Here is a 14,879-nt window from a genome sequence, read left to right as displayed (position 1 = left end):
CCGGCATCCGCTCACCGCCATCCGCCATCCGCTCACCGCTCACCGCTCACCGCCATCCATCTCCCCACGGATGTCGATAATTGCCAGCTGTGGGCATCCTCAGTCGCCCCCGAGCGATGCACCCCGCTCAGGCTGAACATTATCGAGGCGGATCGACCACGACGCAGAAGGGCCCGCCGAAACCGGCGGGCCCTTCAGAGAATGCAGAAAATGCTGAGAATGCGTGACCTACAGTGCGGCGAGAACCTCGCGCAGCAGGGTCGCGGTCTCGCTCGGCGTCTTGCCGACCTTGACTCCGGCGGCCTCGAGGGCCTCCTTCTTGCCCTGTGCGGTTCCGGCTCCGTCGGAGACAATGGCGCCGGCGTGGCCCATGGTCTTTCCTTCGGGGGCCGTGAAGCCGGCCACGTAGCCGACGACCGGCTTGGTGACGTGCGCCTTGATGTAGTCGGCCGCCTTCTCCTCGGCGTCGCCACCGATCTCACCGATCATGACGATCGCGAGGGTCTCCGGGTCGTTCTCGAACGCCTCGAGGGCGTCGATGTGCGTGGTGCCGATGATGGGGTCGCCACCGATACCGATCGCGGTCGAGAAGCCGAGGTCGCGCAGCTCGTACATCATCTGGTAGGTCAGGGTGCCGCTCTTGGAGACGAGACCGATCGGGCCCTTGCCGGTGATGTTCGCCGGCGTGATGCCGACGAGTGCCTCACCGGGGGTGATGATGCCGGGGCAGTTCGGGCCGATGATGCGGGTCTTGTTGCCCTTGGCCTTGTTGTAGGCCCAGAACTCAGCCGAGTCCTGCACCGGAACGCCTTCGGTGATGATGACGAGCAGCGGGATCTCGGCGTCGATGGCTTCGATCACTGCGTCTTTGGTGAAAGCCGGCGGAACGAACGCGATGGAGACATCCGCGCCCGTCTTCTCGATGGCTTCGGCAACGGTTCCGAAGACGGGCAGCTCGACGTCGCCGTGCACGACGCTGGTGCCGGCCTTGCGAGCGTTGACGCCACCGACGACCTGGGTGCCGGCCTTCAGCATGAGGGCGGTGTGCTTGGTGCCCTCACCGCCGGTGATGCCCTGCACGATGACCTTGGAGTCCTTGTTGAGGAAGATTGACATATTCGAAAATCCCTTACTTCGCGGCGTGGGCGAGTTCGGCGGCCTTGTCGGCGCCCTCGTCCATGGTGGCGGCCAGTGTGACAAGCGGGTGGTTCGCTTCGGCGAGGATGCGACGACCCTCTTCGACGTTGTTGCCGTCGAGGCGCACAACGAGCGGCTTGTTCGCCGCGGAGCCGAGCTCGGCGAGTGCGCCGACGATGCCCTTGGCGACAGCGTCGCAGGCGGTGATGCCGCCGAACACGTTGACGAACACGCTCTTGACCTGCGGGTCGCCGAGAATGACGTCGAGACCGGCAGCCATGACCTCAGCGGATGCTCCGCCTCCGATGTCGAGGAAGTTGGCCGGCTTCACGCCGCCGTGGTTCTCACCGGCGTAGGCGACGACGTCCAGCGTCGACATGACGAGGCCTGCACCGTTGCCGATGACACCGACCTCACCGTCGAGCTTGACGTAGTTGAGGTCGTTCTCCTTGGCCTTCGCCTCGAGCGGGTCTGCAGCTGCAGCGTCTTCGAGGGCGGCGTGCTTCGGGTGACGGAAGTCGGCGTTCTCGTCGAGGGTGACCTTGCCGTCGAGGGCGATGATGTCGCCTTCTTCGGTGAGAACGAGCGGGTTGACCTCGACGAGAGTCGCGTCTTCACCCTTGAACACGTTGTAGAGCTGCACGAAGACGGGTGCAACCTTCTCGACCAGCTCGGCCGGGAACTTCGCATCGACCGCGATCTGGCGGGCGATGTCAAGCTCGATTCCGACGTTCGGGTCGATCGACGTGTAGGCGAGCGCCTCCGGCTTCTCAACCGCGAGCACCTCGATCTCGACGCCACCTTCGTAGCTGGCGAGCGAGAGGTAGGAGCGGTTCGAGCGGTCGAGCAGCACCGAGAAGTAGAACTCCTGCGCGATGCGGGCGCCACCGGCGACCATCACGCGGTTCACGGTGTGACCCTTGATGTCGAGTCCGAGGATGGCGCGGCCAGCGGCCTCTGCGTCATCTGGAGTCTTGGCGACCTTGACGCCACCGGCCTTACCGCGTCCACCGACCTTGACCTGGGCCTTGACGACGACAACGCCACCGAGCTTCTCGGCAGCTGCGCGCACCTCCTCAGGAGTGTCCGCGATGATTCCCGGAAGAACCGGGACTCCATACTCTTCAAACAGGTCTCTGGCCTGGTATTCGTAAAGATCCACGCTGCTCTTCCAATCCGCAACTTAGCGTTCATGCATGGTGAGGGGTCATTGGCACAGTTGTCGGCGCGAAACTAGCTCGACGTCAAGACATCCTGGCCGCTGTCAACTCTACCTCGCTCGCGCACCTCGAATTCCTCGGAGCCCCCAGACTAAAACGACGCGCCCGCCACCGCGAGAGCGATGGCGGGCGCGTCGACGGGCGAAACGACGTGACTAGACCAGCACCTTGAGGCCGGTGTTCCAGTTGAAGGTGTCGAACTCCGGGTTCGCCTGCAGCGTCATGATGACAAATTGAAACCCTTCGAGCTCACGCGCACGGCGCAGCGGCCCGACGTCGATCGGGTGCAAACCGGCATCGGTCACGAACGAGACGACGGCCGCCTTGGCCTCGGCGTCGTCACCCGCGATGAAGATGTCGAGCGGCACATCGGCGACAGTTCCGGCGACCAGGGTTCCGGCAAATGCGGTGTTGAAGGCCTTGACGACCACGGCACCCGGTGCGGCGAGCGCGGCGATCTCCTCGGCGGCGGATGTTCCGGGTGCGACGACGAGGGAATCGAACGTGGCAAAGTCGACCGGGTTCGTGATGTCGATCAGCGCCTTGCCGGCCAGCGCGTCACCGTACCCAGCCACGACCTCTTTCGCCGCGTCGAACGGCAGAGCCAGCACAACGAGCGAACCGGCGGGCGCGGCATCCGTGCTGCCGAAGCTGACGGCGCCGCCGAGCTCTGCGGCGAGCGCCTGCGCCGCGGCCGAGTCGCGACCGAGGATTTCGAGGGTGCGACCTGCGGCCACTGCACGTGTGCCGATGCCGCGTGCCATGTTGCCGGTTCCGATGATGGTGATGTCAGTCATGGTTTCTCTTTCTGAAGATCAGTGAGTGGATCGGTGCCGCCAGCCCCCCGGGATTTACTTGAAGCGACAACTAAATGGTAAATCACTTTAGTTGAAGCGTCAAGTTAAATGTTAGAATCAACGCATGACTGAACCACGCTGGCTCTCTGATGATGAACGTCTGGCCTGGCTGCGCTTGGTCGCCGTGACAATGCTGCTACCGAGCCGGCTCGAGGCCGAACTCAAACGCGATGCCGGGCTCAGCCATTTCGAGTACTACGTCTTGGCGATGATCTCTGAGAGCCCGCAGAAGCAGCTGCTGCTCACCGAGCTGGCGTCACGCACCAATTCGTCGCTGTCACGCCTCTCCCACGTGATCGGACGGCTGGAGGGTGCGGGATTCCTCACGCGTTTTCCCTCGCCCGTCGACGGCAGGGCATCGATCGCCGCACTCACCGATGCCGGCTGGGAAAAGATCGTCGCCAGCGCCCCCGGCCATGTCGAGGAAGTGCGCGAGGTGGTCTTCGACCCGCTCACCTCGCGCCAGGTCGCTCAGCTCAGCGAGATCTGCGGTCAGCTACTGTCGACGCTTGACCCGGAGCACCACCTGCTCGGACTCGGGTAGCGCCGGCGGCCGGACCCGGTCGACCCGCGCCATAGGCTTGAGGAATGGCAACCGAACGATCATCGTCAGCATCCGTCGCCCGCGTTTCAGTCGCTACTGCCGCAGTACTCGACGCCGCACTCGTGCTCCTCTTCGTCTTGATCGGTCGCGCCAGTCACAACGAAGGCCTCGCCGGGGTGCTCACGACCTGGTGGCCTTTTCTCGCGGGCCTCGCACTCGGCTGGCTGGTTGTGCGCGCGTGGCGCCACCCCCAAGCCATCGTCTGGACCGGACTCGTCGTCTGGCTCTGCAGCGTTTTCGGTGGGCTCGCGCTCCGCTGGCTCGTCGGCCAGGGTGTGCAACTCAGCTTTGCGATCGTCACGACACTGGTGCTCGGCGCTTTTCTGCTCGGCTGGCGTGCGATCTGGATGCTCGTTCGCCGGGCGCGCTCCTCGCGCACGACAGACAACTCGGAGCAGAGTTCGCCGTCAAGCCGCGAGTGACCTGTGCGTCAGGCTCGCGCCGGATTCACGTGACAATGCGCGTCAAATGTGGCCACTGACGTGTGGCCACTGAGGTGTGGCCACTGACGCGTCAGGTGGCATGTCGAGGGAGAGGAGTTTGTTCACTCTCGACCTCAGGCTCGCCTTCGATCGTAATCACAGTGATTGCTTCTGTTGTGATCTCGCTGGCGGCGAGGGCGCGGGCGCGCCGCTCGTCATCACTCCAGCCCCGCATGTCGCTCATGCCCGAGACGGTACCCCTGCGGGAGCACGTCGTCTAGGTTCTGGCGCCCACCGAATCTGAGGGTAAATTCACGCGTTTGCACGCCCAGCAGTCAGGGAGCGTCAGCGCTCAAGATCTTCGTCATCAACGACGATTCGTTCGTCCGCGTCGATGCCGGGTTCGATGTCGCCGGCCACCGGCTCTTCCTCATCGAGAGGTTCGTCGACGTCGTCGATCGGACGCTCATCGTCGACCACCGGCTCCGCATCATCCGGCAGTCGTGGCCAGAGGCCGTCTGAGTCGCTAGCCATGATCAGCCTTTCGCATTGCGGGCGTGATCCCCCGTGAACGACAACGCTACGCTCGTCCCCTGACGCAGACAAGAGAGCGGACGCGGGCAGAGTTGACGCCGTCGAGCGAACCCGCTCGAGCCGGCTCAGACCGCGTCTGGAGCGTTTCGCCGGTTCGCCACTGCGCGCGTGATCAACACGATCGCGATCGCGATGCCGCCGCCCAGCGCCGTCTCCACCACTCGGTCGACGAGCAGTGTCGGTACCGTCACCGGACTCGCCAGGTGCGCCACGGTCAGTGCAAGCGGCGTAACGAAGAGCAGGGCAGCGCCATAGTGTCGGCCGACCAGAATCTCAGCACCGAACTGGGCGATCACGATCACGGCCACGAGCACTCCGACGGGAGGACCGGGCAGCAGAATCAGCCCGGTCACCACGACGCCGGCCGCCGTTCCGATGATTCGATGCATGGCGCGGGAGATGGTGTGGGCGGCTCCGGGCGGCGGCATCACTGCGACGACGCTGACTACCGCCCAATACGGATGCCCGATCCCCACCGCGATGGCCAGCCCGCCGGCAATGAGCACCCCGACCACGTTCTGCACGATGGCGAGCCAGACCCGCGCATCGACCACTGCGGCAACCCGCACCTGCGGTTGGCGCGGCAGGGTTTTGAACGTCCCGGTGCGTGCGTCGACGGCAGCGCGGCGAATCAGCCACCCCGACATGGTGAGCGTCCAGGCGAAGGCGGCGGCGATCACGGCTACCAGCATCCGTGACCAGATCTCCGCGGGCGGCGTCGGCGCCTGCGCACAGACCGCGTAGGCGAAGACGAAGAAGATCGGCGTCGGCGGAAAGAGCCCGACCGCTGCCGCGAGCAGCAGCCCGGCGACAATGACCAGAAGGAGCCCCAGGGTGAGCACCAGCAGTGAGGCGCCGCTGACGGACATACCGATGCCCAGCGCGATGCTCACGAGCAGGCCGAGCGCCCCCACGCTCACCGTGCGCAATCGGATGCGGTAGGGCTCGCCCCTGCCGTAGAGGGCCGTCATCGCTCCGAACGACGCGTACGCCGCCCAGTCGATGCGGCCGAGCGCCACGAGAATGATCAGAGGAACAGCCGTGGCGAGCGCTGCCCGCGTGGCGACCTCGAAGTCGAGTCTGCGCAGGTTCTTGACTCGGTCGAGCAGGCTTTCGGGCTTACTCGTCTCGTCTGGTTGTTTCGCCCCGGCGCTCATCAGATCTTTTCGATCGGCGCGACCTTAATCAGAAGCTTCTTCGCTCCCGACGTGTCGAACTGCACATGAGCGATGCGCTTGGTTCCTTCACCCGTCACCTGATTCACCCGACCGTCACCGAAATCGACGTGACGGATGCGATCACCGGCTTCGAGGGTGAGGTCACCGTTGTCGCGCACCTGCGCCGTGATGCGGTTCGCCCACTCGGTCTTCGGCTTGGGAGCCGGCGGCAACCCCGCCGGAACCCGGTCGCTGCCGCTTCCGACGCCGCGGGAACCACTCGAGCCCCCGAAGCCGTAGCCGTCGCGTCGGGCGTTGAGTGCGCGCGGCTGCGTTCCGCCACGAGAGTTCGCCATTCCCGGCGACTGCTTCCAGTCGATCAGCTCAGCGGGAATCTCTTGCAGGTAGCGACTCGGCATGGCCACGTTCACCTCACCGAACTGCGCGCGACTCATGGCCAGCGAGAGGTACAGCCGCTTCTTGGCGCGAGTGATTCCGACGTAGAACAGGCGCCGTTCTTCGGCCGGGCCGCCAGGTTCGCCGGCCGACATCTGGTGCGGCAGCAATCCCTCTTCGACGCCGGTCAAGAACACGGCGTCGTATTCCAGTCCCTTCGCGGTGTGCAGGGTCATCAACGAGACCGTTCCCGACTCATCGTCGAGGTCGTCGGCGGCGGCGACCAGCGACACCTGGGTGAGAAAGTCGACGAGCCCGCCGTCGGGGTTCTCCCGGTTGAAGTCTTTCGTCTGGGCGACGAATTCTTCGATATTCTCGGCCCGCGCCTCATCTTGCGGGTCGCGGCTGTTGCGAAGTCCCGCGAGCAGACCGCTCTGCTCGAGCACGAAGCTGAGGATCTCAGCCACATTGGCGACGCCAGCCGGGTTCTCCGGGTCGAGCTTGAGGGCAGCCTCATCGAGCAGGCCGGCCAGCTGCAGAATCGATCCGGTGACCTTGGGCCCGAGTCCGAGCGCCGCGGCATCCCGCATCGCCTGCCGATAGGTGATGCCGTTGGCCTCTGCAAAACTGCCGAGGGCCGTTTCGGTGGTTGGGCCGATGCCGCGCTTCGGAGTATTCAGCACGCGCCGCAGCGCCAGCTCATCGGCGGGGTTCGCGACGGCGATCAGGTAGGCCAGGGCGTCTTTGATCTCGGCGCGTTCGTAGAACTTGGTGCCGCCGACCACGCGGTAGGGAACAGCGGCCCGCACCAGAATTTCTTCGAGCGCACGGGTCTGCGCATTGGTGCGGTAGAAGACGGCCATGTCCCGATAGGCCATGCCGGTGCTGTGCAGGGCCTCGATCTCATCGGCAACGAACTGGGCCTCGTCGTGGCCGGAGTACGCGGTGTAACCGACGATTTTCTCGCCTGGCCCGTCGGCACTCCACAGTTTCTTGTCTTTGCGGTCGAAGTTGTGGCCGATCACGGCGTTCGCCGCGGAGAGGATGTTCTGCGTCGACCGGTAGTTCTGTTCGAGCAACACCACCTGGGCGCCCGGAAAGTCGCGCTCGAACTCACTGATATTACGGATGTCCGCGCCGCGGAACGCATAGATCGACTGGTCGGAGTCGCCCACGACGGTGAGCGAGGCGCCCGGGATCGTTCCGGTGGCATCCTGCACGTTGCGCACGTGCAGCCCCTGGGATTCCATCTCCTCGGCGATCTCGGCCGTGACCGGCCGGGTCAACTCGCGAATGAGGGAGTACTGGGCGTGGTTGGTGTCCTGGTATTCGTCGACCAGGATGTGACGGAACCGGCGCCGATAGAGCGCGGCGACCTGGGGGAACGCCCGGAACAGATAGACGGTCTCGCCGATCAGGTCGTCGAAATCGAGGGCGCTGGCGTCGCGCAACCGCTTGGTGTACTGCCGGAAGATCTCAACGAACATGACCTCTTGCGGGTCGCTCATGTTCGCATTGCGGGAGTAGGAGTCGACGTCGGCGAGCTCGTTCTTGAGCTTCGAGATCTTCGACGAGACGTTGGCCGGGGTGAAGCCGAGAGTGTCGGCGTCGAGGCCCTTGATGATGCGCTTGAGCGTGACCCGGGTGTCAGAGGAGTCGTAGATGCTGAAGTTGGTGGTGAGACCCGCCTTCTCGGCCTCGCGACGCAGAATGCGCACGCAGGAGGAGTGGAAGGTGGAGATCCACATGCCATCGGCACCCTGGCCGAGTAGCGCTTTGACGCGCTCACGCATCTCGGCAGCGGCCTTGTTGGTGAAGGTGATCGCGAGGATCTGGCTCGGCCAGGCTTCGCGGCTGTCGATCAGGCTGGCGACTCGGCGGGTGAGCACACTGGTCTTGCCGGAGCCGGCGCCGGCGATGATCAGCAGGGCCGGTCCGCGGTATTCGACGGCGATGCGCTGCTGCGGGTTCAGCCCGTTGAGCAGCGGCGATTGGTGTGAGCCGGCACCTGAGCCAGCACCGGAGCCAGCACCTGGCCCTGCCCCGAAGGCTGCGCCCTGACCTGGTCCGTAGCCGTCGAGAATAATGGGCACCACGGAGGCCTGATTCGCAGGCGTGGAATCGGGGTCGAGGAGAGTCGTCATGTCGGTTCAATTGTAGGTGGTGCCCCTGACACCCAGCCCGACGAGCGACGATCGGCGAGAAGCGAGAAGCGAGAAGCGAGCGGATGCTCAGAGCTCGGCGCGCACGGCGACCGCGAGATCCGGGTGGTCGGCGAACACCCCGTCGATCCCCGTGCCCATGATCAACGCGAATTCGCTCTGCCACGCGCCGAAGTCGGCGCTCACCTTTCCGGTGCGAAAGGAGCGGGACAGAAACTTGTTTTCCGGGCGCAGGGTCCAGCAGTAGATTTCGAGACCAGCCGCATGGGCACTGTCGACAAGTTCAGACTTGCCGGTGACGTCGCCGGCGGCATCGATCTCGAGGATGAGCTTCTTGTCGACGCTCACCCCGTCGACGTGCCCGGCGAGCGCATAGAGCCCGGCATCGGTGAGCGCATCGGCATAGTGCGCGGCCGCACTGCCGAGCCGGGCGACCTCGTCGAAAGGTTTGCCAGACGCCTCGATCAGGTAAACCCGCTTTCCGTAGATTCCCCGCGCGTAGACCTGGTCGAGCACGTGCTTCTCGAAGCTCTCGATCACGAGGCGTCCGTCGCCCTCGTTCCAGCCGGCCTCGTTCACTTCGGCCGCAAACAGCTCGTCGAGCGGCAGACCGATCGACTCGAAATAGGTGGCGTGTTTGATTTCAGCGACCATGCTGAGCGGCCGGGGCACGTCGATCGAGGCGTCATCGATGAGGTCGAAGACATCGCGCAGGCGCAGTAGCCCAAATGCTCCGTCAAAGCTGGCACTCGATTTGCGCAGCGCGGGGATTCGCTCGCGAGCGCGCAGAGTCGCCAGCTCGGCCCAGGTGAAGTCTTCGGTGAACCATCCCGTCAGGGCGATGCCATCGATGTGTTTCGTGGTGCGTCGCTCGGCGAACTCGGCGCGAGTGGCGACATCCGTCGTGCCGGAGATCTCGTTCTCGTGGCGCACGACGAGAACCCCGTCGCGCGTGGCAACGATGTCTGGTTCGATGGCGTCGGCGCCGAGAGCGAAGGCCAACTCGTATGCCGCACGAGTGTGTTCGGGCCGGTAGCCGCATGCGCCACGATGTCCGATGACAATCGGATGCGATGGGGCTGACCTGGTCATGCGACAAGGTTAGTCTCGGGCCTGGCAGAATCAGTGGTGTGCCGGCCAGAAACGGTGATGTGTTGACCAGAATCGGGGATGTGATTGTGTGGAGTGAGCCCACCCGCAGTCTGCGTTTGCGCTGGGGCAGCTATCTGCCCCGCTATCTCGTCGGGTTGGCCGCAATCGTCGTCGGAGTTGCCGCGACAAACCTCACCAGCACCTACAGCCTCTGGTTCCTGCTGATTGGACCTGTCGTGCAGGCGGTCGGTTGGCTCTGCCTTCCTGCTGCGCTGTGGCGGCGCCTTCTCGTGCTTGTGCCCTGCATGATCGCCGGCCTCGTTCCGGTTGCCGGTCCCGACTTCGTCGGAGCCTTCGCCGCGCTTCTCGCCGCCTGGCTGCTCGTTCGCCACCGCCCGGCTGTCAGTTACCTGGCCGTTGTGGCACCGATCGCAGCCAGCATCGTGGCAAAGCTGACCTTGCATGAGTACACCGCAACGGCCGTGGCGCTCTTCTTCTGCGCCGGGGTGAGCGTGGCCGCCGCCTGGTTCGCCCGCCAACTCGCGCGCTGGCGCGACGATCGACGTGCGGTCACGCGCACGACCAGCCAGCCCTGACGAGCGCAGTTATTCGGCGAATCCTCAGTGAATCTGAACGTTCTCTCAGCTAGATTGGAGACAACGTCGGTTTCGGCGCGTCCCTGTCCCCCAGTTGAATGTGAGCCCGGACACCATGGCAACTTCCAACCCCGCCTTCTCGCGCAACCCGGCCTTCAGCGCCCAGGGGCCGCAGACGAAGGCTCCGGTTCTCTCCGGCGACGAACTGCAGCAGATGTACAACGCCCCGTCGGCGGGCGCGCAGGACACCGACCGCATGACCTACGAAGACACCATTGCCAAGTCGGCACTCTGCTTTGCGATCCTGGTCGTCGCCGCTGTCGCCGGCTGGACGCTCACCCCAGGCCTGCCCTTCATTCCGATCCTCGGTGCGATCGTCGGACTCGTTCTCGGCTTGGTCAATACCTTCAAGAAGGAGCCGTCCCCCGGCCTGATCCTGGCCTACGCGGCATTTGAGGGTCTCTTCGTCGGCGGCATTTCTTACATTTTTGAAGATGCCTTCGGCGGTGGCCTGGTCATGCAGGCCGTGCTGGCCACCCTCGTCGTCGTCGGCGTGACCCTTGCGCTGTTCAAGAGCGGCAAGATCCGTGCCTCGAAGAAGGCCACCAAGGTCTTCCTCATCGCGATGGTCGGCTACCTGGTCTTCTCCCTGGTCAACATTGGAATGATGGTCTTCGGCGGATCCGATGCTGCGTTCGGCCTGCGCAGCAATGACATCCCGGGCACAAGCATCCCGTTCGGCGTCGTCATCGGCCTGCTCGCCGTCGTGATGGCCGCGTACTCGCTCGTGCTCGACTTCGACTTCATCCAGCGCGGAGTCAACAACCGTGCGCCTCGCAAGTTCGGCTGGAGCGGCGCCTTCGGCATCATGGTGACGGTGGTTTGGCTCTACGTCGAGCTGCTGCGCCTCTTCGCGATCGCGCGCAACTAGCGACATCCGCTCAACCAATAGAACTCAACCAATAGAAAGGGTCGGCCCTCCTCGAGGACCGGCCCTTTCTGTGTGCCGTCTGCGGCGCCGACGTCACGCACCAAGATGCGACCTAGGTCCCTAGTAGCGGCCTCAGCGCTTCCGTAGCGTGACACGTATGACATCGTGGATGACCCCTGCCCGAACTTCGCTTGCCGTCGGCCTCGCCGTGCTGCTCACTGCCCCGCTGCTCGGGGCTGCCGCAGCCTCAGCAGCGCCGGCGCCCGGGGAGGTGCTCCACATGATCGGCTACGACGATGAAACCATTTCGGCATTCGACTCCGCCACGAATACATTCACGAAGGTTGGCACGATCCCAGACAGCGATGTTTCCGGGGGTGACTTCAACCCGGTGACCCGACTCGTCTATTACATCGCCGAGACCGACGATGACGTGTACACCCTGACTTCGTTAGATCCGGTGACCAACGACATCATCGCGGTCGTACCGCTGAGCGGCGTAGATGAATCCGACGACTTCCAGGATCTCGATATCACCTCCGATGGAACCGCACGTGTTCTGCTTGACGACGACCGCCTCGGCACCGTCAATCTGTCAACCGGCGCCGTCACCGATCTGCGTCCGGTTCTCGGCGAACTGAACGGAAATGGATTGGCCTCATCCAGTGCCGGTGTTCTGTATATGGTGAACTTCGACGGAAACATCTACACGCTCGCTGGGACCGGCACCGGCTATGCGCCAACGCTCGTCAGCGAATCGGTCAATTCATTCGGACAGAATTGGGTCGCCGACTTCGACAGCAACGATGTGCTCTGGTTCGATTCCTACGAACCCAATGGGCTGTGGAGCTTCGACAGTGCAACCCCCGCTGTGCCCGCCACACGCGTCACGACACTCTCGGACGACGCCGGAGCCCTGTATTTTGTGACCCCTCCGGCCTTGCCCCTTGCCGCCGAGCTGTCGGTCAGCACAATCGTCGCCGGCGGGCACGTCACCGTGACCGGTGAGAACTTCACGCCCGACGGAGACGTGCGCATCGAGTTGCACTCCGACCCCGTCGTGCTCGGTACCACGAAAGCGGATGCGGCCGGCACGGTCAGCTTCGTCGCCACGATCCCAGCCAGCACCCTGGCCGCCGACCACACCATCCACCTCTTCGACGTGCTCGCGGACACCAGCACCAGCGTTCCGCTGACGGTCACCGCAGTACCGACGCCCACGCAGACTCCGACGCCGACGCCCACCCCGGCTCCGACGGACACCCCGACCCCGGCGCCCACGGACACCCCGACAGCTGCGCCCGCGCCCGGCACGGGTAGCGGCACCACGACTCCGGTCACCGCAGAACTCGCCTCAACCGGCACCAACGCAGTCGACGGCATCCTGACGGGGGGTGCAGCGGCGCTCTTGCTCGGTCTCGGCCTGTTGGTCGCGGCCCGACGCCGCCACGCTCGCGCCTAGCGGTTCTCACCGCACACACAGAGGCGGCGCCCACCATCAGGTGGGCGCCGCCTCTGTCGTATCTGAGCGCCTACGCGCTGGCGAGGTTCTCGACCAATTGCAGCACCGTGCGCACCGAGGCGCCGGTGCCACCGTCACCGACGACTCCGTAGCCGGGACCGTTGTTGGTGCCCGTGCCGGCGATGTCGAGGTGAGCCCAGGGAATCTTCGCCGCACTACCGGCCTGCGTGCCCACGAATTCCTGCAGGAAGATGCCGGCCACGAGCATCCCGGCGTCGCGTACTCCCGCGTTGATGTTGGCCAGGTCGGCGAACTTCGAGTCGAGCAGGCGACGCAGCTCGGTCGGCAGCGGCATCGGCCAGTGCGCTTCACCGGTGGTTTCACCGGCGGCGACCACCCGGGCGACCAGGTCGGCGTCGCCCATCACTCCGGCGGTGCGGCGTCCGAGAGCGACGATGGCTGCGCCCGTCAGGGTCGCGACGTCGATGATGGCGTCTGGGTGCTCTTCGCTGGCCAGCGACAGGCCGTCGGCCATGACGAGGCGCCCCTCTGCGTCGGTGTTGATCACCTCGACGGTGGTGCCGTTGCGCATCGTCAGCACATCGTTCGGGCGGATGGCGGTGCTCGAGACGAGGTTCTCGGCGAGGCAGAGCCAGGCAGTGAGCCGCACCGGCAGGTTCAGGCGAGCAGCAGCGAGCGTGACGGCCAAAGTGGTGGCCGCACCGGCCATGTCGTGGTGCATCGTGAGCATGGCGTCCCAGGGCTTGAGCGAGTATCCGCCGGTGTCGTAGGTGATTCCCTTGCCGACGAAGGCGAGGTGCGTGCTGGCGCCGGCCGGGGCGTAGCTCACCTTCACCAGTCGCGGCTGACGTGACGAGCCCTGTCCGACGCCGAGGATTCCGCCGCAGCCTTCGGCAGCTAGCTTGACCTCGTCCCAGACTTCGATGGTGACCGGCAGCCCGGCTGCGGCATCCACCGCAACTTGGGCGAGCGAGGCAGGGAACAGCTGGGCGCCGGGCGTGTTGACGAGGTCTTTGACCATGCGCACTGAGTCGCCGAGCACCGCAATGCGTTCGAGTGCCTTCTCCTCGACGGCGACCGAGGTGAGCACGGTGATGTCGGTTGACGGCAGCTTCTGAGCATTCTTGCTCGTGCCTTTGAACATGGTGAAGGAGTAGGAACCGAGGGTGGCGCCTTCGACAACGGCATGCACCTCAGCTTCGGTGCTGAGCGGCAGGGCGAATGCAACAGAGGCGGCGCCGCCGAGCTGGCGCACTGCGGAGCCGGCGGCGTTGCGCAGAGCGTCAACGTTGACAGCCGAGCCGAGTCCGATCACCGCGACACTGCCGACGGATGCCCCGGTTGCGGGGAGGCGCAAGAGAGCGTCGGTCGCACCGGTCACGCCAAAAGTCTCGAACTGTTCGCTCACCCAAGCGAACGCGGGATCGCCGAAATAGGTCACCCCTTCAGCGCTGGCCACCGCCCCGACGACGAGAACATCGACGGCAACGAAGTCAGCGCCCTCGGCGCTGAGAGTCACACGGGGAGTAGTCACGATTACGTCCAATCAGTCGGAAAGCGAAAGCAGCTCTCCTCTGACGTTAGAGGATGCCGCGTGCGCCCGCACCAGAAGCGACTCTGTCGACCCAAGTGACAGCCACGTTGGTCGAGCTTGTCGAGACCCGGTGAGTCGATCTCGGGATCGCGCCCATCGTTGGTCGAGGAGCGCCCGACGGAGTCGGCCGCGTCTATGAGGTATATGACCGTTTCGTTGATCGAGGAGCAGCCGACGCAGGAGGCCGCGTCTCGAGATCTCGCGAGCCAATCCTTGAACTCGGGTTGCGTTCAAACGTCGGCTCACGAGGTCTCGAGACACTCGCTGGCGCTCGCTCCTCGACCAACGGAATGGTCAGATTCGTCCCCCACCATGCCGCGCAACGGCCCCGCCGCTCGAGACCCGGCGAGTCGATCTCGGGAACGTGGGTTGCGTTCGAGGGTCGGGTCGCGGGGTCTCGAGACGCGTGCTCGCAGGCTCGCGCGCTCCTCGACCAACGAGATTGGTCAGCGGCTGAGCGTGGTGTGGGCGCGGTGCTTGCGGGCGGGTATCCAGTCGCCGCTGGGGGCCATCCAGGGTGGGGCTTTGACTTGCACGGCGCAGTTGAGGATGCGGATCAGCCAGCCGGAGGTGTCGATGGTGGAGTGGTGATACCAGCAGAGGGCGACGCCGTTGTTGATGGTGGTTTTACCGC

Annotated in this window: 14 protein-coding genes and 1 pseudogene; 5 read left to right on the top strand and 10 right to left on the bottom strand. The window is 64.9% G+C overall.

Annotated features, from left to right (window positions below; all coding sequences use genetic code 11):
- Positions 1–228: 228 nt before the first annotated feature.
- The 3 genes from sucD to ABD791_RS00065 all read right to left on the bottom strand — a co-directional run bounded on the left by sucD (position 229) and on the right by ABD791_RS00065 (position 3,154).
- The gene (gene sucD / locus ABD791_RS00075) at positions 229–1,116 is read right to left on the bottom strand and encodes a succinate--CoA ligase subunit alpha (protein ID WP_345061075.1); all 888 of its coding nucleotides are present in this window, start codon (positions 1,114–1,116) and stop codon (positions 229–231) included.
- Between the two features lie 13 nt (positions 1,117–1,129).
- A complete protein-coding gene (gene sucC, locus ABD791_RS00070; protein WP_345061073.1) occupies positions 1,130–2,299 on the bottom strand; it encodes an ADP-forming succinate--CoA ligase subunit beta in 1,170 nt (389 codons plus the stop codon).
- A 213-nt stretch (positions 2,300–2,512) separates the two neighbouring features.
- Complete coding sequence (locus ABD791_RS00065; RefSeq protein ID WP_345061071.1) at positions 2,513–3,154, bottom strand: NADPH-dependent F420 reductase; 642 nt, start codon at positions 3,152–3,154, stop codon at positions 2,513–2,515.
- A gap of 124 nt (positions 3,155–3,278) precedes the next feature.
- Here ABD791_RS00065 and ABD791_RS00060 point away from each other — a divergent pair, with 124 nt between their 5' ends.
- Positions 3,279–3,758 carry a MarR family winged helix-turn-helix transcriptional regulator gene (locus tag ABD791_RS00060; RefSeq protein ID WP_345061069.1) on the top strand — a complete coding sequence of 160 codons (480 nt, stop codon included), beginning with the start codon at positions 3,279–3,281 and terminating at the stop codon, positions 3,756–3,758.
- 44 nt (positions 3,759–3,802) lie between these two features.
- On the top strand, positions 3,803–4,240 hold the full coding sequence (locus tag ABD791_RS00055; RefSeq protein ID WP_345061067.1) for a DUF3054 domain-containing protein: 438 nt from the start codon (positions 3,803–3,805) through the stop codon (positions 4,238–4,240).
- A 91-nt stretch (positions 4,241–4,331) separates the two neighbouring features.
- On the opposite strand, the gene ABD791_RS00050 is transcribed toward ABD791_RS00055, so the two are convergent.
- From ABD791_RS00050 to ABD791_RS00030, 5 genes are all read right to left on the bottom strand, one after another.
- On the bottom strand, positions 4,332–4,484 hold the full coding sequence (locus ABD791_RS00050) for a hypothetical protein (RefSeq protein ID WP_345061065.1): 153 nt from the start codon (positions 4,482–4,484) through the stop codon (positions 4,332–4,334).
- 101 nt (positions 4,485–4,585) lie between these two features.
- Positions 4,586–4,774: a hypothetical protein gene (locus tag ABD791_RS00045; protein ID WP_345061063.1), complete on the bottom strand. Its 189-nt coding sequence runs from the start codon at positions 4,772–4,774 to the stop codon at positions 4,586–4,588.
- Positions 4,775–4,899: 125 nt separating this feature from the next.
- A complete protein-coding gene (locus ABD791_RS00040; protein WP_345061061.1) occupies positions 4,900–5,991 on the bottom strand; it encodes an FUSC family protein in 1,092 nt (363 codons plus the stop codon).
- Positions 5,991–8,531 carry an ATP-dependent helicase gene (locus ABD791_RS00035; RefSeq protein ID WP_345061059.1) on the bottom strand — a complete coding sequence of 847 codons (2,541 nt, stop codon included), beginning with the start codon at positions 8,529–8,531 and terminating at the stop codon, positions 5,991–5,993. Before ABD791_RS00035 ends, ABD791_RS00040 begins: the two co-directional genes overlap by 1 nt.
- Positions 8,532–8,618: 87 nt before the next feature.
- On the bottom strand, positions 8,619–9,641 hold the full coding sequence (locus tag ABD791_RS00030) for a glycerophosphodiester phosphodiesterase family protein (RefSeq protein ID WP_345061057.1): 1,023 nt from the start codon (positions 9,639–9,641) through the stop codon (positions 8,619–8,621).
- A gap of 80 nt (positions 9,642–9,721) precedes the next feature.
- Here ABD791_RS00030 and ABD791_RS00025 point away from each other — a divergent pair, with 80 nt between their 5' ends.
- The 3 genes from ABD791_RS00025 to ABD791_RS00015 all read left to right on the top strand — a co-directional run bounded on the left by ABD791_RS00025 (position 9,722) and on the right by ABD791_RS00015 (position 12,630).
- Complete coding sequence (locus tag ABD791_RS00025) at positions 9,722–10,237, top strand: hypothetical protein (RefSeq protein WP_345061055.1); 516 nt, start codon at positions 9,722–9,724, stop codon at positions 10,235–10,237.
- Positions 10,238–10,352: 115 nt separating this feature from the next.
- On the top strand, positions 10,353–11,168 hold the full coding sequence (locus ABD791_RS00020) for a Bax inhibitor-1/YccA family protein (protein WP_345061053.1): 816 nt from the start codon (positions 10,353–10,355) through the stop codon (positions 11,166–11,168).
- Between the two features lie 157 nt (positions 11,169–11,325).
- A complete protein-coding gene (locus tag ABD791_RS00015) occupies positions 11,326–12,630 on the top strand; it encodes an LPXTG cell wall anchor domain-containing protein (RefSeq protein ID WP_345061051.1) in 1,305 nt (434 codons plus the stop codon).
- Positions 12,631–12,700: 70 nt separating this feature from the next.
- On the opposite strand, the gene ABD791_RS00010 is transcribed toward ABD791_RS00015, so the two are convergent.
- Positions 12,701–14,188 (bottom strand): leucyl aminopeptidase, encoded by a 1,488-nt coding sequence (locus ABD791_RS00010; protein ID WP_486326965.1) that lies wholly within the window; start codon positions 14,186–14,188, stop codon positions 12,701–12,703.
- A gap of 503 nt (positions 14,189–14,691) precedes the next feature.
- A pseudogene (locus ABD791_RS00005) lies at positions 14,692–14,879 on the bottom strand (hypothetical protein); the annotation flags it as partial.

The organism is Glaciibacter kafniensis (assembly GCF_039538945.1).
GTDB classification, from domain to species: Bacteria; Actinomycetota; Actinomycetes; order Actinomycetales; family Microbacteriaceae; genus Cryobacterium; species Cryobacterium kafniensis.
This window is presented reverse-complemented; position numbering and strand designations above follow the sequence as displayed.